At 50.2% G+C, this 21,879-nt stretch carries 23 protein-coding genes; 19 read left to right on the plus strand and 4 right to left on the minus strand.

Annotation, left to right across the window (positions count from 1 at the left end):
* Window positions 1-146 precede the first annotated feature (146 nt).
* The 8 genes from ACT6RZ_RS01640 (at window position 147) to ACT6RZ_RS01675 (ending at window position 8,601) form a co-directional block, all read left to right on the plus strand.
* The gene (locus tag ACT6RZ_RS01640; RefSeq protein WP_444700486.1) at window positions 147-485 is read left to right on the plus strand and encodes a zinc ribbon domain-containing protein YjdM; all 339 of its coding nucleotides are present in this window, start codon (window positions 147-149) and stop codon (window positions 483-485) included.
* A gap of 343 nt (window positions 486-828) precedes the next feature.
* Window positions 829-2,595: an alpha/beta hydrolase gene (locus tag ACT6RZ_RS01645; RefSeq protein ID WP_444700441.1), complete on the plus strand. Its 1,767-nt coding sequence runs from the start codon at window positions 829-831 to the stop codon at window positions 2,593-2,595.
* A 201-nt stretch (window positions 2,596-2,796) separates the two neighbouring features.
* Window positions 2,797-2,976: a hypothetical protein gene (locus ACT6RZ_RS01650; protein WP_379057618.1), complete on the plus strand. Its 180-nt coding sequence runs from the start codon at window positions 2,797-2,799 to the stop codon at window positions 2,974-2,976.
* Window positions 2,977-3,026: 50 nt separating this feature from the next.
* Entirely contained in the window at window positions 3,027-3,290 is a 264-nt protein-coding gene (locus ACT6RZ_RS01655; protein ID WP_444700442.1) for a hypothetical protein, read from the plus strand.
* Between the two features lie 183 nt (window positions 3,291-3,473).
* Window positions 3,474-5,204, plus strand: coding sequence for a YbhB/YbcL family Raf kinase inhibitor-like protein (locus ACT6RZ_RS01660; RefSeq protein WP_444700443.1), 1,731 nt, complete (start codon window positions 3,474-3,476; stop codon window positions 5,202-5,204).
* A gap of 150 nt (window positions 5,205-5,354) precedes the next feature.
* Entirely contained in the window at window positions 5,355-7,961 is a 2,607-nt protein-coding gene (gene pepN / locus ACT6RZ_RS01665; RefSeq protein ID WP_444700444.1) for an aminopeptidase N, read from the plus strand.
* An 83-nt stretch (window positions 7,962-8,044) separates the two neighbouring features.
* On the plus strand, window positions 8,045-8,284 hold the full coding sequence (locus tag ACT6RZ_RS01670; protein ID WP_444700445.1) for a type II toxin-antitoxin system CcdA family antitoxin: 240 nt from the start codon (window positions 8,045-8,047) through the stop codon (window positions 8,282-8,284).
* The gene (locus tag ACT6RZ_RS01675) at window positions 8,284-8,601 is read left to right on the plus strand and encodes a CcdB family protein (protein WP_444700446.1); all 318 of its coding nucleotides are present in this window, start codon (window positions 8,284-8,286) and stop codon (window positions 8,599-8,601) included. The genes ACT6RZ_RS01670 and ACT6RZ_RS01675 overlap by 1 nt, the downstream gene beginning before the upstream one ends.
* A 12-nt stretch (window positions 8,602-8,613) precedes the next feature.
* Here the strand turns inward: ACT6RZ_RS01675 and asd are convergent, their stop codons facing one another.
* From asd to ilvB, 4 genes are all read right to left on the minus strand, one after another.
* Window positions 8,614-9,462 carry an archaetidylserine decarboxylase gene (gene asd, locus ACT6RZ_RS01680; RefSeq protein WP_444700447.1) on the minus strand — a complete coding sequence of 283 codons (849 nt, stop codon included), beginning with the start codon at window positions 9,460-9,462 and terminating at the stop codon, window positions 8,614-8,616.
* 149 nt (window positions 9,463-9,611) lie between these two features.
* Window positions 9,612-10,628 carry a ketol-acid reductoisomerase gene (gene ilvC / locus ACT6RZ_RS01685; RefSeq protein WP_444700448.1) on the minus strand — a complete coding sequence of 339 codons (1,017 nt, stop codon included), beginning with the start codon at window positions 10,626-10,628 and terminating at the stop codon, window positions 9,612-9,614.
* Window positions 10,629-10,686: 58 nt separating this feature from the next.
* Window positions 10,687-11,178 carry an acetolactate synthase small subunit gene (gene ilvN, locus ACT6RZ_RS01690; protein WP_055828089.1) on the minus strand — a complete coding sequence of 164 codons (492 nt, stop codon included), beginning with the start codon at window positions 11,176-11,178 and terminating at the stop codon, window positions 10,687-10,689.
* On the minus strand, window positions 11,178-12,941 hold the full coding sequence (ilvB, locus tag ACT6RZ_RS01695; protein WP_444700449.1) for a biosynthetic-type acetolactate synthase large subunit: 1,764 nt from the start codon (window positions 12,939-12,941) through the stop codon (window positions 11,178-11,180). Before ilvB ends, ilvN begins: the two co-directional genes overlap by 1 nt.
* A gap of 200 nt (window positions 12,942-13,141) precedes the next feature.
* On the opposite strand from ilvB, the gene ACT6RZ_RS01700 reads away from it, so the two are divergent.
* The 11 genes from ACT6RZ_RS01700 to ACT6RZ_RS01750 all read left to right on the plus strand — a co-directional run bounded on the left by ACT6RZ_RS01700 (window position 13,142) and on the right by ACT6RZ_RS01750 (window position 21,874).
* Window positions 13,142-13,450, plus strand: coding sequence for a hypothetical protein (locus tag ACT6RZ_RS01700; RefSeq protein WP_444700450.1), 309 nt, complete (start codon window positions 13,142-13,144; stop codon window positions 13,448-13,450).
* 78 nt (window positions 13,451-13,528) lie between these two features.
* Window positions 13,529-14,143: a 30S ribosomal protein S4 gene (gene rpsD / locus ACT6RZ_RS01705; RefSeq protein WP_444700451.1), complete on the plus strand. Its 615-nt coding sequence runs from the start codon at window positions 13,529-13,531 to the stop codon at window positions 14,141-14,143.
* A 743-nt stretch (window positions 14,144-14,886) separates the two neighbouring features.
* Window positions 14,887-15,672 carry a TonB family protein gene (locus ACT6RZ_RS01710; RefSeq protein WP_444700452.1) on the plus strand — a complete coding sequence of 262 codons (786 nt, stop codon included), beginning with the start codon at window positions 14,887-14,889 and terminating at the stop codon, window positions 15,670-15,672.
* 43 nt (window positions 15,673-15,715) lie between these two features.
* Window positions 15,716-16,459 (plus strand): MotA/TolQ/ExbB proton channel family protein, encoded by a 744-nt coding sequence (locus tag ACT6RZ_RS01715; protein ID WP_444700453.1) that lies wholly within the window; start codon window positions 15,716-15,718, stop codon window positions 16,457-16,459.
* Window positions 16,456-16,875: an ExbD/TolR family protein gene (locus ACT6RZ_RS01720; protein WP_444700454.1), complete on the plus strand. Its 420-nt coding sequence runs from the start codon at window positions 16,456-16,458 to the stop codon at window positions 16,873-16,875. Before ACT6RZ_RS01715 ends, ACT6RZ_RS01720 begins: the two co-directional genes overlap by 4 nt.
* Before the next feature lie 25 nt (window positions 16,876-16,900).
* The gene (locus ACT6RZ_RS01725) at window positions 16,901-18,037 is read left to right on the plus strand and encodes a PepSY-associated TM helix domain-containing protein (protein WP_444700455.1); all 1,137 of its coding nucleotides are present in this window, start codon (window positions 16,901-16,903) and stop codon (window positions 18,035-18,037) included.
* A 29-nt stretch (window positions 18,038-18,066) separates the two neighbouring features.
* Entirely contained in the window at window positions 18,067-18,252 is a 186-nt protein-coding gene (locus ACT6RZ_RS01730; RefSeq protein WP_444700456.1) for a hypothetical protein, read from the plus strand.
* Between the two features lie 117 nt (window positions 18,253-18,369).
* Entirely contained in the window at window positions 18,370-18,843 is a 474-nt protein-coding gene (gene azu / locus ACT6RZ_RS01735) for an azurin (protein ID WP_444700457.1), read from the plus strand.
* A gap of 453 nt (window positions 18,844-19,296) precedes the next feature.
* Entirely contained in the window at window positions 19,297-19,845 is a 549-nt protein-coding gene (locus ACT6RZ_RS01740; RefSeq protein WP_444700458.1) for a HugZ family pyridoxamine 5'-phosphate oxidase, read from the plus strand.
* Between the two features lie 17 nt (window positions 19,846-19,862).
* Window positions 19,863-20,954 (plus strand): hemin-degrading factor, encoded by a 1,092-nt coding sequence (locus ACT6RZ_RS01745; RefSeq protein ID WP_444700459.1) that lies wholly within the window; start codon window positions 19,863-19,865, stop codon window positions 20,952-20,954.
* Window positions 20,942-21,874, plus strand: a complete 933-nt coding sequence (locus ACT6RZ_RS01750) for a heme/hemin ABC transporter substrate-binding protein (protein ID WP_444700460.1) — start codon at window positions 20,942-20,944, stop codon at window positions 21,872-21,874. Before ACT6RZ_RS01745 ends, ACT6RZ_RS01750 begins: the two co-directional genes overlap by 13 nt.
* The last annotated feature ends 5 nt before the right edge of the window (window positions 21,875-21,879 follow it).

Here is a 21,879-nt window from a genome sequence, read left to right on the forward strand (position 1 = left end):
TTGTAAATGCTGAAGTGTAGCTTAAGCGATTCAATAAAAAAGTCGGCATGCCGCCTACAAATAACTTAAGAATATTGATTAGCAACAAGGTAATTAAATAATTACCCATTAGAATAACTGCCTATATTATTTGTCTCACGAAAGCGATTATGTCCTTCCCAGCCTGCCCGCAATGCCAATCCGAGTACACCTATGAAGATGGCAACAACTACGTATGCCCGGAATGTGCAAATGAATGGAGCAAAGCTGCAGCAACTGATTCAGAAGAAGTAAAAGTGATACGCGATGCTAACGGCAACCTGCTGCAAGATGGCGACACCATCACTGTCATCAAAGACCTGAAAGTCAAAGGCTCTTCATCAGTGGTTAAGGTGGGTACTAAAGTAAAGAATATTCGCCTGGTCGATGGTGACCATGATATCGACTGCAAGATCGACGGCTTTGGTGCGATGAAGCTGAAGTCGGAGTTCGTGAAGAAGGCTTAATAAAGGAAAGAAATTTAAAAAGTGCCTCGGTCAGTAGGGTACTAGCAACGAGTCCGTAGCAGACGGCACGCGGTTCAAAAACTTCTATTCCACAATTTATGATGTATTGAAAACAGTTAAATCCATTTTGTAATTAGATCGAAGCGCTGCAAATAAAAACCGTCTTGTGAGGCGGTTTTTTTATTGAGTTTTTGTGATTCCGTTTTTATATTTGATTTATTTAAGCTTCGTTTTGATCAAATGGTAGATATTCGCTGTTATTTCCATGTATGTTTATCTAAGTAATATCGCATTGCCGATGTATGTCCTCTGAATTGCTTATTAAAAACTTTGGGAGATAAGTATGAGTGTAAACAGCGTCGTAACAGCAGATATAACGACTTTAGTTGTCTTGCTGCATGCTTTTAACAACAAAGCTAAAAGTCTTGATGATGTAAAGCAATCCATACTTGATGAGTGGCCTGATGCCATTATTTATTGCCCTGAACTTCCTCTGCAATGGTATTCATTGAAGGATCCAAATCAAATTATTTGTCGTTTGATTTCTGAAATTTCTGAAATTGATACAAAAAGAACCCTTGATAAGAACGAAATCAAAAGAATTATCTTTGTGGGGCATAGTTTTGGGGCAGTGCTTGCAAGAAAACTATATGTGGTGGCATGTGGTGAAACGCAACATGCCCCTTTTGAGCAGGTGTACAAAAAGAAATTCGGGGCTGAGCTGATCCCTGCTCGCGTATGGTCTAAAAAAGTTGACAGGGTGATTCTACTGGCAGGTTTGAATCGTGGTTGGCGAGTGACACATCATTTGAGTTTGGCTAAGGCAATATCCTGGTCAATAGGATTGGTTGGAGCTCGTTTATTTAATCTATTAACGCGTAAGGCTTTTGCCATTACTCAAATTAAAAAAGGTGCGGAATTCATCACGCAGTTAAGAGTGCAATGGATACACATGCGGATACAGTACTCTGAAAGTGTGAAATCGAAACCTGGTGGTGCTTTAACAGTACAACTATTGGGTTCGGTCGATGATATGGTTTCACCGAACGACAGCATAGATCTGGTTTCTGGCGGGGACTTTATTTATCTGGATGTGCCATATTCCGGTCATAGAAATGTTGTTGATTTTTCGGATGACAAGTATGGATCAGAGCGTAAATTTATCTTTAATTTAGCATTGGCAGCTACAGAAGAAGAGCTTAAAAAAATATCTTCATTACCCGCTGACGAGAAGGTTGCTGCAATCAATGAAAATGTTGAGCAACTGGTTTTTGTCATTCATGGCATACGTGATAATGGATACTGGACACACAAGCTTGCCAGAAAAATCAAGGCTAAAGTTTCTAATCCTGAAGCATGGGCGACAGAGACTTCTAGCTATGGCTATTTTCCCATGCTGCCATTTTTGTTTTCCTTCTCTCGGAGAGATAAGGTCGAATGGCTTATGGATCAATATACCGAAGCTCTCGCCAGATATCCAAAAGCTAAAATATCTTATGTAGGCCATAGTAATGGTACTTACTTGCTAGCCAAGGCTATAGAGCTCTACCCCTGCTGTAAGTTTGAGAATGTGGTGTTCGCAGGTAGTGTTGTCACCACTAAATTCGATTGGAATCGGTATATCCAATCTAAGCAGCCTAGAGTGAGGGCCGTGTTGAATTTTGTCGCAACCGCAGATTGGGTCGTTGCCATTTTTCCAAAGCTTTTTGAATTTCTTAGAATTCAGGACTTGGGCGGCGCAGGGCATGATGGATTTAAACAACAAGGGAATGCTCGAGTCTACGAGTTCAAATACGTTTCTGGATCTCATTCTGCTGCAGTAGAAGAGGATAAATGGGACCTGATAGCTGACTTTATTATTAATGGCAGCACCATTCTAAATGGCGATCATTTACGTAAAGAACGGCAAAATCTGCTTGTAAAAGCATTAGGCTTACTCCCACCTGTGGCCTGGATATTCGCATTAATGATTTTATCTACGATTTATTATGTTATCTACAGAGGGATTATTCCGTCTCCAGCAGAGTTCAGATTAAGTCGAGAATATATTCATGGATTCTTCACGGCATCCTATTTTGTGGCTTTATGGATAGTGTTGACCCGCTTCTAGTCTTCCCAACAAATGATAGGTCATGCTGATGCGAACTGAAAACGCTTTGATAGCAAAAAGCGTTTATTTTTATGGCTATACACCAATTCAATTTTCAACAAATTTCCGTATTTCCTACACGCTTTTCAGCCCCTGTCTGATACTTGATAGCCTGGTTAAAAACTATCATATACCACCCTATAAAAATATTGTGGAGACTATATGTCATCGTTTGTTCTATATCTGATCGGCTTTGCGATTCTCATAGGCGGGATCGCATGGGCGCTGGTAGAAGCTGGTGTGCCGCATTTGTACATCATTATTGCTTCTGTGATCCTCACCGGCATAGGCATATTGAAGGCGGTGTCACATACCAGGACCAAGGATATTTCCCGGAACTAAGGTGATCCCCAGGTTTCAATCAAGCTCTACTGTCGTTTGAAGTGAATAAAATGAACAACTACAACAAAACAGATTTACAGTTGAATGGCTTGAATATCGATGGCCTGTACCTGGAAGACGTATTCTCGGTATGGGAGCATTTCGATAAAAACGCCAATAAGTACTTCACTGTTTTTATGATCAATAATTCGCGCATCACCGTGCCCGCGACTGAAGCCAATGTGGCTATGCTTTATCAGGGCGGGCATCAGGTGTCTGAATTTGTCGTTAATGACGATGGCATCGTCGATGAGATCGAAGTCGCAAAACGCTGATCAGTCGCAGGCATAAGCCCGCTACTGTATCATCTAATCACACCCTGTTGAGGATTCCCCATGCTATTGCTCTCCAAGCTATCTTTTCCCACTAGCACCGGGCGAGATTTATTTTATCGATTGGGTCTCATTTTTAGCATGTGCTGGCTATTCACAGCCACTGCATCTGCCGACGAGGCAAAAGTGTCTGCAAAAGTCTTTATGCCCTTACAAAGCTATATCATGCAGCCTACCGAGCTGCTGCCGCCTGCGCTCAGTGAGCTCAAAGTGCCAGCGGGCTTTGCTGTCACCAGGATAGCCGAAAACCTGGGCAATACCCGTATTCTGGCTCTTTCGCCCAAAGGTGACCTCTACGTGACACGGCGTGAGCAGGGCGATGTGCTGATGTTGAAAAATAGCGGCGATACTTTTGCCGCGCCTGTGCGTGTTGCCAGCCGCTCCGGCATGCACGGCATCGCTTTTTACGGCGATACGGTATATCTGGTGACGGTGAAAGAAGTGTTTACTGCGCCTGTGCTGGAAGGGGGTAATTTCGGGCCACTGAAAATGATCATCTCCGATCTGCCGGATGCGGGCCAGCACCATGACCGCACCATTGCCATCGGGCCAGACAACATGCTGTATATTTCGGTGGGTTCTACCTGTAACGAGTGTATAGAAACCAATATTGAGAATGCGACCATGCTGCGCAGCACGCTGGATGGCAAAAAACGCGTCATTTTTGCATCAGGTCTGCGCAATACCATAGGTTTCGACTGGCACCCGCAGACAGGTGAACTGTGGGGCATGGACCATGGCATAGACTGGCTGGGCGACGATGTGACGCCTGAAGAGATCAACAAGATAGAGCAGGGCAAGCGCTATGGCTGGCCGTATATCTTTGGCAATAATGTCGAAAATCCGCGTTTGATCCCTTCCGGCAAACTGGAAAAATCCGAGTGGCGTAAAACCAGCGTGCCTATGGTGCTGGGCTATACCGGCCACGCTGCGCCCATGCAGATGGCGTTTTACAATGCAGGCCAGTTTCCTGAAAAATATCGTCACAATGCGTTTGTCGCCATGCATGGCTCGTGGAACCGGCAAAAACCTGCCGGCTATGAGATCGTACGTATCAATTTTGAGAACGGCAAAGCCAGCTCGGTTGCGCCTTTTCTCACAGGATTCGTCGGCCCTAAAGGCCAGAGTGGCCGCCCATTCGGCCTGGTAGTCGATAAACAGGGCAATCTTTTATTCAGCGATGATGTCAATGGCGCCATTTATAAAGTCAGCTACAAAGGCGATGAGAAAGCTTCAGCCACACCCCTGGTGCAGACGCCTGCCACCAGCATGCAGAAACAGGCCGCACAAGGTAGCGGCGTGCCTATCGCCATGCTGCGCAGTGAAACAGGGGTGAGAGGCAAGCAGGCGAGCAAGCTGGATGTGAGCAGCCCTGCATTTGAAAACGGCGAAAAGATCCCTGATATACATTCCAGCTATGATCAGGATGCGAGTTTTGAGCTGAGCTGGAGCAAGGGGCCGTTTGGCACTCAATCCTATGCCATCATTATGGAAGACCCTGACGCCAGGCCTGTCACCCCGGTAGTGCATTGGGTGGCGTGGAATATAGGCAAAGATATCACCACCTTGCGCGAAGGCCTGCAAAAGCAGGATAGGCTGGTGGATAAGGCAGAGGGTATGGATGGCATGATGCAAGGCCAGGCGACCACCGGCAAGATCGGCTATGTCGGCCCCAAACCGCCGGCAGGTGACCCGCCGCACCATTATAATGTGCAGGTGTTTGCGCTGGATACTGTGCTGGACATCCCGCCCGGTGCCAACCGTGACACATTGCTGAAAGCGATGACTGGCCATGTGATTGCCAAAGGCAGGCTGGTGGGCACTTTTCAGCGGCCCGACAAACCTGTGAAACCCTAAATGCCAGAGGCCAGGGGCTCTAGACTAGACCCTGGCCCCTATTCCCCATCTCATGGCCCCTCGCTCTGACCTAATTAATGATTAAACCAATTCCCAAGTGCTGACTCTCAAATATAATCCTAAATAATTCTCATCTCTCAGGTCATCCCCATGCGAACAGAAAACGCAGTAGCACCAAAAACCATTTATCTCAAAGACTACACCCCAGCGCCTTATCAAGCCGCGCATGTGAATCTGAGTTTTAACTTGTTGCCGGGTAAGACCATAGTCACTTCAGAAGTGAAATATGTGAAGAATCCGGCCGCGGTTTCCAGTGATCTGGTACTGGATGGCGAAGAGCAAAGCATTCTTTCTGTGGCGTTGAGTGGTCAGCGCTTTGAGAGCTATACGCTTGCCGATGGGCAGATGACGATAGTCGATCCCGGCGAGGAATTTACCTTAACCATCATCAGCGAGATCGACCCGGCGGCGAATACCGCGCTGGAAGGCTTGTATCAGTCGCAGGGCAATTATTGCACGCAGTGTGAAGCCGAAGGCTTCAGGCGCATCACTTATTACCAGGACAGGCCGGATGTGCTGAGCGTGTTTACCGTGCGCATAGAGGCAGATGCCAGTTTGTATCCAGTGTTGCTGTCTAATGGCAATCTGCAGGAGGAGGGTGGGTTGCCAGATGGGCGGCATTTCCGTGTCTGGCATGACCCTTTCCCCAAGCCATGTTATCTGTTTGCGCTGGTGGCCGGTAATCTGCAACGTGTGGCGGATACGTTCACCACACTTTCGGGCCGCCAGGTAGACCTGCATATTTATGTGCGGGCGGGCGACGAAAAGCAGTGCGACCATGCCATGGAGTCACTGAAAAAATCGATGCGGTGGGATGAAGAGGTTTATGGCCGCGAGTATCAGCTGGACCTGTTCAATATTGTCGCCGTGAGTGATTTCAATATGGGCGCGATGGAAAACACCTCGCTCAATATTTTCAATACCGCGCTGGTACTGGCGCATCAGGAAACCGCGACCGATAGTGATTTTATGAGTGTGGAAGGCGTGATCGCTCACGAGTATTTCCACAACTGGACCGGCAACCGCGTGACTTGCCGCGACTGGTTCCAGCTCTCGCTCAAGGAAGGTTTTACCGTGTTCCGTGACCAGGAGTTCAGTGCTGACCTGAACTCGCGTGCGGTACAGCGTATCGATGATGTGAATGGTCTGCGCCGCTTGCAGTTTCCTGAAGATGGCAGCCCGCTGGCACACTCGGTGCAGCCAGACCAGTTTATCGAGATCAGCAACTTTTACACCAAGACCATCTACGAAAAAGGCTCTGAGCTGATACGCATGCAGCATACCCTGCTGGGCGCCCAGACTTTCCGCAAGGCGACTGATCTGTATTTTGACCGCTATGACGGACACGCCGTGACCTGCGACGATTTTGTGCAGTGCATGGCTGATGCTTCAGGCCGCGATATGTCGCAGTTCTTCCGCTGGTATAAACAGGCGGGTACACCAACCTTGCAAGTGAGCAGCCAATATGATGCCGCGCAGCAAAACTATACGCTGACCTTTAAACAGTCACAGCCGGATACGCCTGAGCAAACCAACAAGCAGCCCTTGCATATCCCGGTCGCGTTCGGCCTGCTGGATGCCAACGGCAAAGAGATCCTGCCTACCCGCGTGCTGGAAGTGACAGCGCGTGAGCAAACATTCACTTTCGCTGATCTGCCCGGCCGGCCTGTGCCTTCCATTCTGCGAGGCTTCTCGGCGCCGGTGAAACTGGAAACAGATCTGAGCGACGATGATTTGCGTTTGCTGCAAGTGCATGACAGCGATGGCTTTAACAAATGGGAAGCCGGTCAGACCCTGGCATTGCGCACCATACAGCGTGTCATGGAAAAGCCGGATACCGATATCTCACAGTTTGTTGCTGATGTAGGCGCCCTGATAGAACAGGGCCTGGCCGGGCATGGCGACAAAGCATTGCTGGCGCGAGCATTAAGTTTGCCCTTGCTGGGGGTGATAGCGCAGCATCAGGCCGTGGTTGACCCGGCGGCGATAGATGCGGCGCGTACCAGCATAGTCAAACAGATCAAAAGCGCGCATAAAGACACGCTAGCGGCTTTGTATAGTGCTAATAGCAATGCCGGTGCGTTCTCGATCACGCCACAAGCCATGGGCCGCCGAGCCCTGCAGCATGCGGTGCTGGAGATACTCACAGTGACCAACGGCACCGGCTGCGCCAGCCGTTCACAAGCGCATTACGCTGCTGCAGATAATATGACCGACCGCGTGACCGCGCTGGCCTGCCTGGCTGATAGCAGTCAGCCACAACGTGCCGAGGTGTTCGCCGACTTTTATACGCGCTTCAGGGATTATCCGCTGGTGGTGGATAAGTGGTTCTCGCTGCAGGCGATCGCCAGTCGCGAACAGATCTTTGATGACCTGGCCATGTTGCGCAACCATGCAGATTTCAATATCAAGAACCCTAACCGCGTACGCTCACTCTATAGCGCGTTCGCCATCAATAACCCGGTGAAATTCCACGACCCTAGCGGTAAAGGTTACGCATTCTTGCGTGATGTGATTATTGAACTGAACACCATCAACCCGCAGATCGCCGCGCGCATGGTCACCCCCTTGCGCGAGTGGAAACGTTACACACCTGCCTTGCAAGTGCAGATGAAAGCAGCACTGGAAGCCATACAGGCCACGCCCGGCTTGTCTGGAGATGTGTTCGAGATAGTCAGCAAGAGCTTGAATGGGTAAGTTTTTGCGGAGTAACGTATTTGGGTTTGACACGCACCATTGATGCGCATATATTATGCGCATCAATGGTGCGGGATATATCAATGTTATTTAATCCACATGCGCCCAAGCGCGCAACTAATTTAAGTGTAAATAGCGATTTGCTCCGTCAGGCACGCGAGCTTGATATCAATCTTTCTGCTGTGTTTGAAGAAACACTTTCGACTGTTGTTGTCGCCAGACAACAGCAAGCTTGGCTTGAGCAAAACAAGTGTGCGATTGAAGTATATAACCAGCAAGTTGAATCCAATGGTGTATTTGGTGACAGCTTGAGAGCATTCTAATGGCACAGTTTAGTGTGTATCGTAATCAAAATGCAGCCACTCAAGAGCAGTTTCCTTATCTATTAAATGTACAAAATGATTTACTGGATGCAATGCAAACTTGCGTAGTAGTGCCGCTGGCCTCGGTTACCAAGGTTGGTTACCATGCGATGAGCAGATTGACACCTATGTTGTCTGTCCAGGCAAACCAATACTTGATGATGACACCGCAATTGGCAGGCATTGCGAAGCGAGAGCTGGGCGAAGAAGTAGAAAGCCTTGCTGAAGCAAGGCTTGAAATTATTGCAGCAATTGATTTTTTATTGAGCGGTGTTTAAGTCGCCATTACCTTAACGGCCCATTGCTTCACCTAACCGGATAGGCTTGCCTGCGTGCCAGCTGGCATTAAAATCCAGCACATCTTTTTCAAATAACATGACGACTGTGGAACCAAGCAGGAAACGGCCCATTTCTTCACCTTGTTTTAAGGTGATATTACGGTCTTTGTAATCCCACTGCACCACTTTGCCCGGACGTGGCGGGTTGATGATATGGTCTTTGCTATCGTGCCAAACGGTCGCCATGCTGCCGACGATGGTGGCGCCGACCAGCACCAGCACAAACTTGCCATGTTGTGCGGATTCAAATGTGCATACTACACGCTCGTTGCGCGCAAACAGGCCGGGTACATTGGCGGCGGTGGTTGGGTTCACCGAGAATAGATCACCCGGCACATACGTCATTTGCAATAATTTGCCATCACAAGGCATGTGGATGCGGTGATAATCTTTTGGGCTTAAATACAGGCAGGCAAAGCTACCGCTGTCAAAATTAGCAGCCAGGTTGGCATCGCCACCGACTAAAGTTTGCGCTGTGTACTGATGACCTTTGGCCTGGAAGATCTGACCGTTCTTGATCTCGCCAAACTGGCTGATCGCACCATCTACCGGGCAAACAAAGCGATTGTCTGCCAATGGTCTGGCACCTGGTTTAAGCGGGCGGGTAAAAAACAGGTTGAACGTCTTGTAGCTATCAATATTGCCGTTCAGCGCTTCCTCCATATTGACGTGATATTTGCGTACAAACCAGCCGATAAAAGCTGTAGTCAGGCCGCCGGCTTGCCAGTGCGCCAGTTTGCCGGCAGCGGCTGTCAGCAGTTGTTTGGGGGCAATGTATTGCAGCAGAATGGCGAGCTTCACTGGTGTCCTTATTCTCTTGTGCTTATTGATCAATGGACGGCACTGATCTGGTACAAGAATCTTTTTTATCATTTTTCAATTTGAGATTCTACAAATAAAAAAGCACAGGCGATATATCTGCCTGTGCTTTTTGCTTGTGGCTGGTTTAATTAGTTCTTGCTTTGATCAACCAGTTTGTTTTTAGCGATCCAAGGCATCATGGCGCGCAGTTTGTTACCCACTTGCTCGATAGGGTGAGCAGCGTTCAAACGGCGGCGTGCTGTCATTTCTGGATAGTTGGTACGGCCTTCTAGGATGAACTGTTTGGCGTAGTTGCCGTTCTGGATGTTAGTCAGGCATTGACGCATTGCATCTTTGGACTGGCTGTTGATCACTTGTGGGCCAGTCACGTACTCACCATATTCCGCATTGTTGGAAATGGAGTAGTTCATGTTGGCGATACCACCTTCATACATCAGGTCAACGATCAGTTTCAACTCGTGCAGGCACTCGAAGTAGGCCATTTCTGGCGCATAACCAGCTTCAACCAAAGTCTCGAAACCGGCTTTCACCAGTTCAACCGCGCCACCACACAGCACAGCCTGTTCACCGAACAGGTCAGTTTCTGTTTCTTCACGGAAATCAGTCTCAATCACGCCACCTTTGGTGCCGCCGTTAGCCGCCGCGTAGGACAATGCGATGTCTTTGGCTTTGCCTGAGGTGTTCTGGTAAACAGCGATCAGTGAAGGTACGCCGCCCCCTTTGAGGTATTCTGAACGCACGGTGTGGCCTGGGCCTTTAGGCGCGATCATGATCACGTCCAGGTCAGCGCGCGGCACGATCTGGTTGTAGTGAATGTTAAAGCCGTGAGCAAATGCCAGCGCAGCGCCTTTTTTCAGGTTAGGTGCGATTTCGGCATGGAAGATCTCTGCCATGGTCTCGTCTGGCAGCAATACCATCACTACGTCAGCTTCTTTCACTGCAGCAGCGATTTCCAGTGTCGTGTGTTTGGCGCCTTCAGCTTTAGCCCATGAACTGCCGCCTTTACGCAAACCGATAGTGACGTCTACACCGCTGTCGCGCAAGTTTGCTGCGTGTGCGTGACCTTGTGAGCCGTAGCCCACGATAGTCACTTTTTTGCCTTTAATGATGCTTAAGTCGGCGTCTTTGTCGTAATAAACGTTCATGTCTGCTTTTGCCTTTCAATACAAATGCTTAGGTATATATATTTAAAATTAGGGGTGTTTAAACTTTGAGGATGCGGTCGCCACGACCGATGCCGGACGCGCCGGTACGCACGGTTTCCAGAATCGCGCTGCGGTCTATGGCTTCGATAAATGCATCCAGTTTGCTGCAAGAGCCGGTAAGCTCAATGGTGTAGCTATTGTCGGCCACATCGATAATACGGCCGCGGAAAATGTCGCACATGCGCTTCATTTCGTCTTTATAAACGCCGGTGGCTTTAACCTTGACCAGCATCAATTCGCGCTCAATGTGCTTGCCATCGTTGAGGTCCAGCACTTTGACCACGTCAATCAACTTGTTGAGTTGCTTGATAATTTGTTCGATCACATCATCGGAGCCAGTCGTGACTATGGTCATGCGTGACAGGGTAGGGTCTTCTGTCACGGCCACGGTGAGTGATTCAATGTTATAACCGCGCGCCGAGAACAGGCCTGCCACACGTGACAGCGCACCGGCTTCGTTTTCCATCAGCAGGGAGATAATGTGGCGCATTATTGCTCTCCCTTCAGGCGTGAACCGCTCAATGGGCTTAAGACCATTTCTGACAAGCCTTTGCCATTCTCGACCATAGGGAATACGTTTTCGGTCTGGTCGGTTAAAAAGTCCATGAACACGAATTTATCTTTTCTGGCGAAAGCTTCTTGCAATGCACCTTCCACGTCAGCCGGGTTGGTGATCTGCATGCCGATGTGACCGTAAGACTCTGCCAGCTTCACAAAGTCAGGCAGGCTGTCCATATAAGATTCGGAATAGCGGTTCTCGTAGAAGAACTCCTGCCACTGCCGCACCATACCCAGGTAGCGGTTGTTGAGCAGGATCACCTTGATCGGCAAGCCATATTGCGCACAGGTGGAAAGCTCCTGAATATTCATCTGGATGCTGCCCTCACCGGTGATACAGGCTACTTGCGCGTGTTTGTCAGCGAACTGACAGCCCATCGCGTATGGCAGGCCTACACCCATGGTGCCCAGGCCGCCGGAGTTGATCCAGCGACGTGGCTTATCAAACTTGTAGTATTGTGCCGCCCACATCTGGTGCTGGCCCACATCTGAAGTCACGTAGGCCTCGCCTTTGGTGACTTCCCACAACTTCTGCACCACGTATTGCGGTTTGATCACGGTGTCGGAATAGGTGTAATCCAGCGATTGCACGCCGCGCCACTCGTTGATCTGATCCCACCAGTCGGCAGTGTCCGTGGTTTTGTTTTCTTCCTGCGCCAGTATCTCTACCATATCGGCGAGTACAGATTGCACGTCACCAACGATAGGCACATCCACTTTCACGCGTTTGGAGATGCTGGAAGGGTCGACATCAATATGAATGATGGTGCGCTTGTGGCTGGTAAAGTGTTTCGGGTTGCCGATCACGCGGTCATCAAAGCGTGCGCCAACCGCCAGCAGCACATCACAGTGCTGCATCGCCATGTTGGCTTCGTAACTGCCGTGCATGCCCAGCATGCCGACGAACTGTTTGTCGGTGGCAGGGTAGCCGCCCAGACCCATCAGCGTGTTGGTCACCGGAAAATTCAGCGCTTTTGCCAGCTTGACCAGCTCGGCGGCGCCGTTGCCCAATACCAGGCCACCGCCGGTGTAGATCATCGGACGTTTTGCACCCAGCAGTAGCTTGACGGCTTTCTTGATCTGGCCGCTATGACCTTTCAAGATCGGGCTGTAAGAGCGCATCTCTACCGTTTTCGGGTAGATGAAATCAGCGATGTGCGCCGTGATATCTTTAGGGATATCGACCACTACCGGGCCTGGACGGCCGGTTTTGGCAATAAAGAACGCTTTTTTAATAGTAGGCGCGATATCCTTGACATGCTTGACCAGGAAGTTATGTTTTACACAGGGGCGGGTGATGCCAACCATGTCCACTTCCTGGAAAGCGTCCATACCGATAGCCGGCACCGGCACCTGGCCGCTGATCACAACTAGGGGGATCGAATCCATATAGGCGGTGGCAATGCCGGTCACGGCATTGGTGGCACCCGGGCCGCTGGTGACCAGCGCCACGCCCACATCGCCTGTCGCGCGTGAATAGGCATCTGCCGCATGCACGGCAGCCTGCTCGTGACGCACCAGAATGTGCTTGAAGCCATTCTGTTTATATAGCGCGTCATAGATATGCAAGACAGCACCACCTGGATAGCCAAACACGAATTTGACTTTTTCTTCATTCAGGCAGTTGATGACGATATCAGCACCAGTCATAGATTTGGCGTGAGTGTCTGTCGCAGAGTGGGCTGAAGAGTCCATAAAATCTTGATTATTATGCTAATTAATGTTGAACCCTATACATTAGCTTGCTTTGCTGGTTTGGTCAAGATTATCGCGGTTGCCGCGTGCAGGTAATAAAAGTTATTTGTTTATTAGAAAAAGAGTTTGCAAATAATTGTTGACTTCCTAAATGAGAAACATTATCATTTGAGAACTGATTGAGGAAAGTTAACAAAAAAATGCAAGCTGAATTCGCCATCAAGGAAAGTGATCTTTTTGATCCGGATTTGCCAACAGCAAGTGCTGTGCTTGTATCGTTAAGTTGTGTGGCCACCCGCTACGCGATCAATCCTTCCGAAGACCTTGCATTGTTGGGATGCAGTTTGGCGCAGACACTAAACGCGCCAGAGTATGCGGAAAGTCATTTGATTGAGTCGGCAGCCAAGCAATTGTTACAGGATTGGCAGGCGCTTTTACAGGCGCATCGTGAATTTTCTTTGCAACAAGAGGTCACGGATTTCGTTACCCCCTCTTCAACTTTACAATAATACGCTACAATATAGGGTTCACTAATTTAGTAGCGACAAATATTTAACTTCAGATTTTAAAGGAAAGGCTTTGAAACAATGAGAACTACAGGACCAAGATTAAAGATTATGCGCGCATTGGGTATCGAATTACCTGGTTTGTCACGCAAGTCTATTGAAAACCGTCCAAACCCACCTGGACAACATGGCAATCAGGCAGCGCGTCGTCGTCGCTCTGACTTTGCTGTGAAATTGGTGGAAAAACAAAAGATCCGTTTCAACTACGGCGTGAGCGAGAAGCAAATGCGTGGTTTGATGCTGGAAGCCCGTAAAGGCAATGAGCCTACAGGCGAAAAATTGATGTCTTTGCTGGAGCGCCGTTTAGATAACGTCGTGTTCCGTGCAGGTTTTGCACCAACTGGTATTGCAGCACGCCAATTGGTCAGCCATGGCCATATCTTGTTGAACGGCAAGTCAGCCAACATTCCATCTATCCGTCTGAAGGTGGGTGATGTGGTGACGTTGAAAGAGAAAAGCCGCAAGATCCCTATGGTAGTTGAAGCTTTGGCAACTCCAAGCCTGGCGTTACCTGAGTGGGTGTCAGTAGATACGACAACCGCTTCTGTGAAAGTCGGCCACTTGCCATCGATTGATGATGTACCGTTCCCGGTGGATGTTCAGCAGGTAGTTGAATTTTACGCTAACCGTGTGTAAAAGCGTTTCGAGCAGTCGTTAGACTGCTCGAATAAAGAGTTTGAGCAATGCTCCTAACCCCAACATGTCATTGCTCAAATAGGCGTTGTTTTTTATGCGCCAAATTACCCCTGGTAAGGGTGTTCCTTGAAATCTGATGCCGCTTTGCTTTTGCATGTAAGTCGGCTTTTTTTTGGGGTCCAATCATATAGGATTGCATAATCAATTGCAACCAATGAGTTTAAGTTTTCACACAAACTCGTCGCTGCAAAAGGTTTTGGCACGGTGTTGGCAGGGTTGATGCTAAGCAATAGTTGGGAGATGCCGGAAGTCTGGACATCTTGCTTGGTAACAACGCCAAACGCTTGATTCACTTGTCGCGTGTAAATGATCCGCGTGCAAATGACCAACGTGCACTGACTAAAGAAGGCTGAAAGATTGTCATAGCAAAATGGCAATATCAGTGTTTCTCATTATTTATCATCTGATTTTTTTCCCTCTTGGTCTGCTATTTTTCTCACCCTGAGTGAAAGAACTCCCGATGAATCGCCTGCGCTGTGATGATCAGGTCGCCGTATTAAGATATTTTTAAAACTCAAAATGTCAGCGTTTGAGTAAGCTGATATGATAATGATGCGCATTAACTTGCCTTCTAGCTATTTTTACAAGTATGAGGATGTGTGTGGATGTTTCAGCGTGAATCAATAGCGGGGTTACCTTTAAGGCCTGCGCGGGCGCAAGCTGTCGGGGTTCCTGAGCTGAGCTTGCATCATCGTCAACCTAAACCCCTGGCTGGTGTGTTCGGCTGGCCGGCTTTGGCGACCGAGGCCTGGCTGAAACGTGACCAGCGACAACGCGGGTCATGGCTGGGCATGCTGGCTGTTGTGCTGCTGCATGCCACACTGATCTGGTGGGTGTTCATCCACGCAGAAGCCCCGGTGATCCCGCCCAAACCTGAGCCCATGACTGTCTCGCTGATCACCCTGCCTGCCAAAAAAGAAGAGGCACCGGCGCCTGAGATAGTGCCTATCATCAAGCAGAAGCCGGTTGAAAAACCTGTCATCAAACCAAAAGAAACGCCGGTCAAGCCGGTGGTAAGGCCTACACCTGTGGTTGAGCGCATTGTAGAGCCGACTGCAGATACGCCACGTTTTGAAGCCAGCACGCAGCCGGCGGCACCGCCTATGGAAGCCCCGGTGGCCGCCTCGGCCAAGCCTGCGCCTGCACCGGCAGCCCCTCCCAAGCAAGAGGTCGTTGAAGAAAAAGAAGAACCACCCAAGTTTGGTGTCGCTTACCTGAATAACCCACCCCCGGAATATCCCAAGCTGGCCAGACGCGCTGGCGAAGAAGGCCGCGTACTGTTAAAAGTGCTGGTGTCGGTTGACGGACGCCCGGAGACGGTGGAGATCTCTAAAGGCAGCGGCTTCGAGCGCCTGGACAATGCAGCCATCAATGCGGTCAAGCAGTGGCGGTTCGAGCCGGCACGCAAAGGCGGTAAAGCCTTGAGTGCCAGTGTCATTGTGCCGTTGTCATTTAGTCTGAGTAATTAGCGCATTTAAATATATTAAGTTTGATCGGAAAGGAAATTTTTTAATGGAATCTACGAGCGGTTTGGCATTTATCACTGGAGGTGGCGTGGTGTCAGTGATTGTGGCGCTGATTTTGCTGACCATGTCGGTATTGAGTTGGTATTTTGTGGTGGTGAAGTCCTGGCTGGTGATTAAGCACAAGCGCGAGGTTAAAGCTTATGTAAGTCAGTTCTGGCGTAAAGCGACCTTGCAAGAGGCGTTGCAGGAAAACAAACAGCCATCTCCTGCCTATAGACTGGCACTGACTGCGGTGGAATCTACCCAGCACCATCAGCAATATGCGGCGCAATCACTGGGTGCTGCCTGTAGCCAGGATGAGTTTATCGCGCGTCAGTTGCGCCGTACCTTATCGCAAGAGCAGGCGACTCTGGATAGTGGCTTGTCAGTACTGGCATCAGTGGGCAGTGTCGCACCTTTTGTCGGCTTGTTCGGTACCGTGTGGGGCATTTATCACGCCCTGACAGCCATCGGTCAATCCGGCGTTGCCACCATTGATAAAGTGGCCGGGCCTGTGGGTGAAGCATTGATCATGACGGCGATCGGTCTGGCAGTGGCGATTCCTGCCGTGCTGGCCTATAACGCTTTTATCAAGGCCAACCGCGTCATCATGGCCGAGCTGGAAAGTTTTGCCCAGGACCTGCATACGCTGCTGACGACGGGGGCGCCGCTTATGATAAAGCTAGGTAGCAAGTCAACCAATGTGACGGACATTCACACCCGGGTCGTGAATAAAGGCGGCAACGCATGATAGGTCATAATCCATTCAGTGCCGGTGAACACACCCAGCCTATGAGTGAGATCAATACCACGCCATTGGTGGATGTCATGCTGGTGCTGCTGGTGATCTTTATCATTACCGCGCCGTTGCTGACGCATGCAGTGAAGATCGATCTGCCGCAAGCGACCTCACAACCGCTGGAAGAAAAGCCGGAAGTGATCGATCTGGCGGTGGATGCTGATGGCAAAATGTACTGGAACGATAGCGAAATCGACAAGGATGCACTGATCATGCGCATGAATCAGGAAAGTGGCAAACAGCAGCAGCCAGAGTTGCAGATCCGTGCCGATAAAAACACACGCTATCAGGTGCTGGCAGAAGTGTTGGCCCAGGCGCAGACCGCAGGCATGAAAAAAGTCGGTTTTGTCAGCCAGCCGCAACCGTAAACGAAAACAACGCGGGCAGTAGTCTATGACACAGCAATCTATCCGGCGTTGGGCATGGGTCCACAAATGGTCCAGCCTGATCTGCACAGTATTCATGCTATTGCTGTGCCTGACCGGATTACCGCTGATCTTCAGTCATGAGATCCATGACTTGCTGGGTGATCATATTGTCACCCCGACCATACAGCACGATGGCGCTATGGCGAGTATGGACAGCCTGCTGGCGACTGCCAAAAAACAGAATCCCGGCTTTGTGCCTTTGTATATGTACCGGGACGATGATGAACCATTGCAATGGACCATCAGCATGGCCAAAACCACCGATGCGACCAGTGGTTTCAGATATGTGGTAATGGATGCGCGTACCGCGCAGGTGCTGGGTGAGCCACCCGCTGAAGAAGGCTTTATGTATATCGTCTTCAAACTGCATGTGGATCTGTTCGCCGGTCTGCCAGGCATGCTGTTTTTGGGGCTGATGGGTTTTCTGCTGGTGATCGCCATCATCTCTGGTGTGGTGCTGTATGCGCCTTTTATGCGCAAACTGCCATTTGGCGAGATCCGGCACCAGCGTGGCGAAAAACTCAAGCGGCTGGACATCCATAATATGCTGGGCATAGTCACCCTGAGCTGGTTTCTGGTGGTGGGCGCAACCGGCGTGATCAATGCCTGGTCTGATCTGCTGGTGAAATACTGGCAATTCGACCAGATGTCGCAAATGATCGCACCGTATAAAAACCTGCCGCCACCCAGCCAGTTTGCTTCATTGCAGCAATCGCTAGAAGTGGCGCAGAAAGCCGAACCCGCCATGCAATTGGGGTTTATCGCTTTCCCTGGCACGGCTTATACCAGCCAGCATCATTATGGCATTTTCATGCGTGGCGATAGCCCGTTGACCAAGCGCTTGTTTAAACCGGTATTGATAGATGCACAGAATGCCACATTGACCGACAGCCGTCCCTTGCCCTGGTATCTGGTTGCGTTACTGGTTTCACAACCCTTGCATTTTGGCGATTACGGCGGCATGAGCCTGAAGGGCATCTGGGCGATACTGGATGTATTGAGCATCATCGTGTTATGGACCGGCCTGAAACTGTGGTGGAAAAAACGCCATCAGTACACAGCCGCGACAACGGCGCGACCAATATTGAGCAGGGCCAGCTGATAAAGGCTGGGATGTATGCGGAACAAAACATGCGAAATAAGTCATTAAAGCAGATTTTTTTATGGCCAGCTGTCATCGCTGTGGTGTCTTTCACCGGCTTGGTGACGGCCTTGCTGGTAGATGATGCGCGCGAACTGGTTTCCAATGTGGCAATCGCATTGCCGATACTGATCGCCGCTTATTACTATTGGCTAAAGCCACACGCAAAAGACTGAAACAGTTAATCTTGCCTGAAACCAGGTTCGCTTCAGGCAGTTTTAAAAGCCGAGCCAGCCAACGAGTGAAAACTTCAGTAGCCAGCTATTTTTTGTTATGGATGAAACGGAGAAATCATGAATTTAAAACGTACACAATGGCAACAATTAATCGCTGTTGCAGGTAGCGCAATCTGTTTGCTGCAACAACCTGCACAAGCGGCTGACAAATGTGATGTGACTGTAGATGCCACAGACCAGATGACTTACAGCGTGAAAGAGATCGCAGTGCCTAAAGCCTGTAAATCCTTCACCATCAATTTAAAACACACTGGCACCATGAGCAAAAACATCATGGGTCATAACCTGGTGGTGAGCAAACAGGCTGACGAGCAAGGCGTACTGCAAGATGGCATGAAAGCCGGCGTAGCCAATTCATACGTAAAAGCACAAGATGCACGCGTGGTTGCCTCAACCAAAGTGATCGGTGGCGGCGAGACTTCTAATGCTTCATTCGCGCCTGCACAACTGGATGCCGCTGGCAGCTATGTTTTCTTCTGTTCTTTCCCTGGCCATGCTTCCCTGATGAAGGGCACGCTGAAGTTGATCTAAATCTTTGCCTGGGCCAGCTTGTAACCTGAACCTGGTCCTTGCCGAAGCCAGCTTTTAGCCGGTTTCGGCTGACAGAAATATCCGACACTCCGCTATCCGCAAGGTAGCGGAGTTGTTTTTTCTGCTTGCTCAAGCAGCTGTTTGGGCATATTTTAAAGTGTGACACATTGTTAACTCACGCAAAGGCTGACCCTGACGCAGCTGTCTTACTTGAAAATGGGAATGCTTCTCATGTAGAATATCTGTTGTAAGAATTTATAACTTATCAGCATCTATCAGAATATTCTGCGGTCGAATGGTGGAGTTTTTGTTGTGCCGAAAAGCCAATCTGGATCGCTACGTAAACAATCTGAAGCAGGGGCGTGCAATGCAATTTGCGCGAAACAAACACTCCCGCAGTCCTTGTTGTCACGTCGTGCCTCTTCAATGTATGAACTTTAAGGAAATATACTTATGACCGATCAGGAAAAACTTCAATCAGTAGGCGAAGAAGCCATTGCGTTCAAAGGCCTGTTTAAAACTGTGCAACTGGCGAGTGTCAATGCGCAGGGCGTGCCTGAGGCCAGTTATGCTGCTTATGTAGAGCGCGATAACAAGTTTTATATTTACGTCAGTGAGCTGGCCACACATTGTGCCAACCTGCGCGAAACCGGGCTTTGTTCTGCCATGTTCGTTGAGAGTGAAAAAGATGCCGGTCACCTGTTTGCCAGAAAACGTCTGGTGTTCAAATGCAGCGCCCAGGAAGTGGAAAGAAGCAGTGCCAAGTTTGATGAAGTGATGGCGCTTTTCTACGAAAAATTCGGCAAATTCATGGATGCCATCGGCAAGCTCACCGATTTCCATATGGTGGAGTTGACGCCATCACACGGCAGTTATGTCGCCGGTTTTGCTAAAGCTTACCACCTGAATGGTCAGGATCTGTTGCAGATCACCCATCGCAATGACCAGGGCCATGCTGCGCCAGACGCATCTGCGCAACAAAAGCTGGATGAACTGGCCTAACTGTGATGGATGCCGTGATGAGTGCTGATTTAGCCACGCCCAGCCTGGCAACGATACGCCAGCAATTTGCCTTTGAGCGCCAGTCTGGCAAGGCGCGCCACCGCGATATCGCAGACAAGTTGCAGATATCTGAAGGCGAGCTGATTGCTGCGCATGCCGGGTTGCAGGAAGAAACAGCACTGCTGCGCGCGACCAGGTTGCAAGCTGACTGGCCTGCGCTGATCAAAGCGCTGGAGCCATTGGGTGAAGTGATGGCGCTGACGCGCAACATTTCATGTGTGCATGAAAAAACCGGTGTTTACCGCAATGTCAGCGATAGCGGCCATGTTGGGCTGGTGCTCGGTGGCGACATCGATCTGCGCGCATTTTATGGCCTATGGGCACATGGGTTTGCGGTGTCAGAAACGGTTGAAAATGGCGTGCAGCAAAGTTTGCAGTTTTTTGATGCCCAGGGCACCGCCATCCACAAGGTGTTTATCAAACCGCAAAGCCATGCCGAAGCTTATCAGGCCTTTGTTGAGCACTATACCGATCAGGATCAGCAGCCAGGTATTACGACCAGCCCTGCGCCAGCACTGCCAGCAGAGCTGGCCGATGCACTGGTAGACGTGGCCGGGTTTCAGGCCGCCTGGGCTGCGCTGCAAGATACACACGACTTCTTTTTATTGCTCAAGCAGTTTGGTGTCTCGCGGCTGCAAAGCATGCGGCTGGCAGAACCGCAGTATGTGCAGCAGGTAGCGCTCGGCAGTGCCCGTCAACTGCTTGAAACGGCAGCCAGCGACAGCGTGGCTTTAATGATATTTGTCGCCAACCCTGGCATGGTGCAGATCCATTCAGGTTTGATTCGCAAAGTAGCGGTGATGGGGCCCTGGCTCAATGTGCTGGACCCCGGTTTTAACCTGCACCTGCGTGAAGACCATATTGCCAGCGCCTGGATAGTGCGTAAGCCTACCGTGGATGGCCTGGTCACTTCGCTGGAGCTGTTTGATGCTGACGGCAACGTGATCGCCATGTTGTTTGGTGAACGCAAACCAGGAAAGCCTGAACTCACCGAGTGGCGCGCGCTGGTAGAAACACTGCTCAAGGATCACGAACTATGTCTGAATTAAACAACCCTATGCATGATTTAGCATCATCCACAGCAGCGACCCGACGGAAATTCCTGTTGCAACTTGGGGCGCTAACCGCGGCCACCTGCCTGCCGAAAAGCTTGGTCTGGGCGGCTGAAAGCCAGAAAAAAACGACACGCCGCATCGTTAGTATCGGTGGTGGCCTGACCGAGATCATTTATGCGCTGGGCGCGAATAACGAGCTGGTCGGCGTGGATACCACCTCGCTTTACCCGGAAGCCGCGACCAAGCTGCCTAGTGTCGGTTATGCCAGAACCTTGTCCAGTGAAGGCATACTGGCGTTGGCGCCTAACCATGTGCTGGCGACTGAAGATGCGGGCCCGCCCGCAGTGCTGCGGCAGATCAATGCCGCGGGGGTGCCGGTCACCGTGCTGGCCGCCAATGATAAATTTGAAGGCGTGCTGGAGCGTATCACCCGCATAGGGACACTGATAGACCGTCAGCCACAGGCCAGCCAGTTAGTTGAAAAACTGAAAGCAGACTGGCAAAAGGTACGCGAACCTATCCTGGCGCGTAAAACGCCTATGCCACGTGTGCTGTTCGTGCTGTCACACAGCCCCGGCCAGATCATGGTAGGCGGCAAAGGCAGCAGCGCTGAAGCCATGATGCATTACGTAGGCGCACATAATGCGATCCAGGGTTTTGACGGGTTTAAACCATTGACCCCGGAATCCGTGATCGCGGCACAACCTGATGTGGTGTTGTTTACCGACCAGGGCCTGGGCATAGTCGGTGGTATCGATGGTGCATTGAAACTGCCTGGCCTGGCGCAGACACCGGCCGGCCAAAAACGCCGCATCGCCTCGCTCGAAGCCATGTTTATGCTAGGTTTTGGCCCACGCCTGCCCCAGGCAGTGGCTGCACTGGATAACGCACTGGTGAAAGCGATGAACGGATGAGTGCT

The sequence above is a fragment of the Methylophilus sp. genome, assembly GCF_052437885.1.
GTDB lineage: Bacteria > Pseudomonadota > Gammaproteobacteria > Burkholderiales > Methylophilaceae > Methylophilus.

What these genes read in the sequence shown, in the direction of transcription:
- pepN (WP_444700444.1), top strand. Translation starts at nt 5,355, where the DNA reads ATGCGAACAGAAAACGCAGTAGCACCAAAAACCATTTATCTCAAAGAC.
- ilvC (WP_444700448.1), bottom strand. Translation starts at nt 10,628, where the DNA reads ATGAACGTTTATTACGACAAAGACGCCGACTTAAGCATCATTAAAGGC.
- ACT6RZ_RS01700 (WP_444700450.1), top strand. Translation starts at nt 13,142, where the DNA reads ATGCAAGCTGAATTCGCCATCAAGGAAAGTGATCTTTTTGATCCGGAT.
- ACT6RZ_RS01675 (WP_444700446.1), top strand. Translation starts at nt 8,284, where the DNA reads ATGGCACAGTTTAGTGTGTATCGTAATCAAAATGCAGCCACTCAAGAG.
- ACT6RZ_RS01725 (WP_444700455.1), top strand. Translation starts at nt 16,901, where the DNA reads ATGACACAGCAATCTATCCGGCGTTGGGCATGGGTCCACAAATGGTCC.
- ACT6RZ_RS01650 (WP_379057618.1), top strand. Translation starts at nt 2,797, where the DNA reads ATGTCATCGTTTGTTCTATATCTGATCGGCTTTGCGATTCTCATAGGC.
- ACT6RZ_RS01715 (WP_444700453.1), top strand. Translation starts at nt 15,716, where the DNA reads ATGGAATCTACGAGCGGTTTGGCATTTATCACTGGAGGTGGCGTGGTG.
- ACT6RZ_RS01730 (WP_444700456.1), top strand. Translation starts at nt 18,067, where the DNA reads ATGCGAAATAAGTCATTAAAGCAGATTTTTTTATGGCCAGCTGTCATC.
- azu (WP_444700457.1), top strand. Translation starts at nt 18,370, where the DNA reads ATGAATTTAAAACGTACACAATGGCAACAATTAATCGCTGTTGCAGGT.
- ACT6RZ_RS01740 (WP_444700458.1), top strand. Translation starts at nt 19,297, where the DNA reads ATGACCGATCAGGAAAAACTTCAATCAGTAGGCGAAGAAGCCATTGCG.
- ilvN (WP_055828089.1), bottom strand. Translation starts at nt 11,178, where the DNA reads ATGCGCCACATTATCTCCCTGCTGATGGAAAACGAAGCCGGTGCGCTG.
- rpsD (WP_444700451.1), top strand. Translation starts at nt 13,529, where the DNA reads ATGAGAACTACAGGACCAAGATTAAAGATTATGCGCGCATTGGGTATC.
- ilvB (WP_444700449.1), bottom strand. Translation starts at nt 12,941, where the DNA reads ATGGACTCTTCAGCCCACTCTGCGACAGACACTCACGCCAAATCTATG.
- ACT6RZ_RS01670 (WP_444700445.1), top strand. Translation starts at nt 8,045, where the DNA reads ATGTTATTTAATCCACATGCGCCCAAGCGCGCAACTAATTTAAGTGTA.
- ACT6RZ_RS01645 (WP_444700441.1), top strand. Translation starts at nt 829, where the DNA reads ATGAGTGTAAACAGCGTCGTAACAGCAGATATAACGACTTTAGTTGTC.
- ACT6RZ_RS01655 (WP_444700442.1), top strand. Translation starts at nt 3,027, where the DNA reads ATGAACAACTACAACAAAACAGATTTACAGTTGAATGGCTTGAATATC.
- ACT6RZ_RS01745 (WP_444700459.1), top strand. Translation starts at nt 19,863, where the DNA reads ATGAGTGCTGATTTAGCCACGCCCAGCCTGGCAACGATACGCCAGCAA.
- ACT6RZ_RS01750 (WP_444700460.1), top strand. Translation starts at nt 20,942, where the DNA reads ATGTCTGAATTAAACAACCCTATGCATGATTTAGCATCATCCACAGCA.
- ACT6RZ_RS01720 (WP_444700454.1), top strand. Translation starts at nt 16,456, where the DNA reads ATGATAGGTCATAATCCATTCAGTGCCGGTGAACACACCCAGCCTATG.